This is a genomic window from Acidimicrobiales bacterium, assembly GCA_036491125.1.
GTDB lineage: Bacteria > Actinomycetota > Acidimicrobiia > Acidimicrobiales > AC-9 > AC-9.
Map to the genome: position 1 here is coordinate 1 of DASXCO010000148.1, position 2,225 is coordinate 2,225.

General features: G+C 68.8%; 3 protein-coding genes. All 3 read right to left on the reverse strand.

Annotated features, from left to right (window positions below; translation table 11 throughout):
- On the reverse strand, nucleotides 1-1,591 hold a 1,591-nt coding region (locus VGF64_11675), incomplete at its 3' end, for a hypothetical protein (protein ID HEY1635410.1).
- Between the two features lie 26 nt (nucleotides 1,592-1,617).
- Nucleotides 1,618-1,998: a hypothetical protein gene (locus tag VGF64_11680; GenBank protein ID HEY1635411.1), complete on the reverse strand. Its 381-nt coding sequence runs from the start codon at nucleotides 1,996-1,998 to the stop codon at nucleotides 1,618-1,620.
- A 26-nt stretch (nucleotides 1,999-2,024) separates the two neighbouring features.
- The coding region (locus VGF64_11685) for a hypothetical protein (protein HEY1635412.1) at nucleotides 2,025-2,225 on the reverse strand (201 nt) is incomplete at its 5' end.

A 2,225-nucleotide genomic window follows, 5' to 3' on the forward strand; every position in this document is an offset into this window, starting at 1 on the left:
CCCGGCGGCGACGTCCGGCCAGTCCGGTCGCCGAACTGACCTCATCGAGTAGCGCTTCGCGTTCGCGCCGGAGCCGCTCGACCCGACCCTGGTCGGCCCAGGACTCGGCCTCGGCCAGATCGCCATCGATCTCTCGCAGCCGGTCCCGGTACATCGCCAGGGCCTGGTCGTCGACAACCTCCCCCGCGTCGGAGTCGGGCAGGACGACTCCGGCGTGGCCGGCTACAGCTGCCGACAACTGAAGCGCACCGACCTCGACCCCCGGCCGCTGGGCGAGATACCGCAGGTAATGCAAGCCCTTGAGGTCGGGAAGCGCTCCCGTGGCGCCTTCGCGCCCGACACTCCAGACCTCTGGGGTGTCGGGGTGCAAATGCACGATGACCGACGATGCGGTCGGCGCATCGACAGCCGGCCCACCAAGCTGGCGCTCCCACCACCTGGCGCCAATCCGCCGATAGCCCGAAGCTGCGGCGTGGCGCCAGCGGACGGCGGATCTATGGCCCAGCGCCCGATGGGCCTGGTAGAGGTAGTCATCGACAACCCCGTGGAATGTAACCGCGCCGGCGTTGAGCACGGCGCGACCCGCGTACGGGTCCAAGAGATCCGCGCCTTCGGCAGCGATGTCGTCCTGCCGGAGGACAGTGGCGACTCTCACGAGGGAGGTAACTGTAAGCAGGAAGTCGACGTCGCGGAGGATCGCAGCGAGACCTGCGCCGGCAAGCTGGTGCAGCAGCTCCGACGCGCGGCCCGGCTCACCCCCCTCGAGCCAGAGGACGGCAGCCTCCGCGGACACCGACGGAATACCCTCGGCGGCGCCGTACTGCTCGAAGGCAACAGCCTCGTTCCGTAAGGTGTCGACGTCACCAACCTGGCGGGCCCTCGCAGCGACCAGGCTGTGCACCACAGCGTCTACGTCGGGCTCAGCCACCTCCGAACCAACCTCCCGCGTGCGAACAATCAGACGGTCCGCCAGGTCAAGATCGTCCGCGACCAGCGCTTGCGTAGCGCGCCGCGAGACAGCGAAGAACGTCGGCCGGGGGGCACCCGATTCTCCGGCGAGCGCTTCGAGGGCCCGCAACTGTCGTTGCACGGCAACCACGTCGAGACATTCCCAGGCCGTCGTGAGCCGCCAGAGGTGAGCGGAAAGCCGCATTTCTGGGTCGGCGAGGTGGGCCGCTGCCTCGGCCAACCTTGCTGCCAGCCGGAGGCGCTGCTCGAAGTCATCGGGTCCCCACCGCACGAGCAGCGCGGCGTCGAGGGCGTCGGCAAGGACGTCGGGATCGCCGAGTCCTTCAGCCAGATCCACAGCCTCGGCTGCGAACGCGACCGCTCGGTCAGCGTCGCCGCCATAGACCCATGCCCGCGCCAGCGCCGCGGCCAAACGGCAACGGCTCAGACTTGACCCGGCGACGGTGTACGCCTCGTGCACGAGGGCAGGCACCTGCCCTGGATGCACGCCGAAGCGCTGGCCCGCCGGCATGCCGAGCGCCGTCGTTGCCATGAGCTCGGCGTCGCCGGCCTCCCGGGCGTCGTGGAACGCCTGGATCTGCGCCCTCAGGGCATCGCCGGCCTTGTCAGCCGAAGCCTCCATGAGTAAATGGTAGAGGCGTCCCCCCGTCAGGTCCTCAGCAGCTGCACCTCCGCCGCGTGCCTGGCCACGAGCTCGGAGTCCCAGTCGCCTGTGCAGTACACCGACAGCTGTGAGATGGCGCCGTCGGAGACATCGGCCCGAATCAGCTCGCGGCAGTACCACGACTCGTTGTCCTGGTCCCACTCCTCCTCGACCTCGAGCACGAACCCGGTCGTGGTGGCGTCGAGGCGTGATCGGGGGACACGCCCCGCAGCTGGGTGCCCACCCTTTCGCAAGGCGACCACATCCTCGATGCCAGCGGCTTGCAGCCGCCATTGCGGCATCGTGAAGTCACAGAAGACCTCGGCGGTAAACAGACCCTCGGGCGGCGTGCCGGTCTCGAGAAAGGAGACCAACTCATCCGCCACCTCCCGGGTCGAACGCTCGGCCGCCCTCACTCCGAACCCGCTACGGCCGACATATTGGCGGCCACAGCCGCCATGGTTTGCTCCAGCTGCACCGAGGGACTGAACTCGACGGTCTCGGTCCCTGCCGTCACGATCGGCACGTGGCCAGGCGGGGCATAGTAGGCGTCGCCAGCCACGTAGGTCTCCTCGCGGTCGTGATAGCGGAGCACCAGTCGACCGGAGACGAC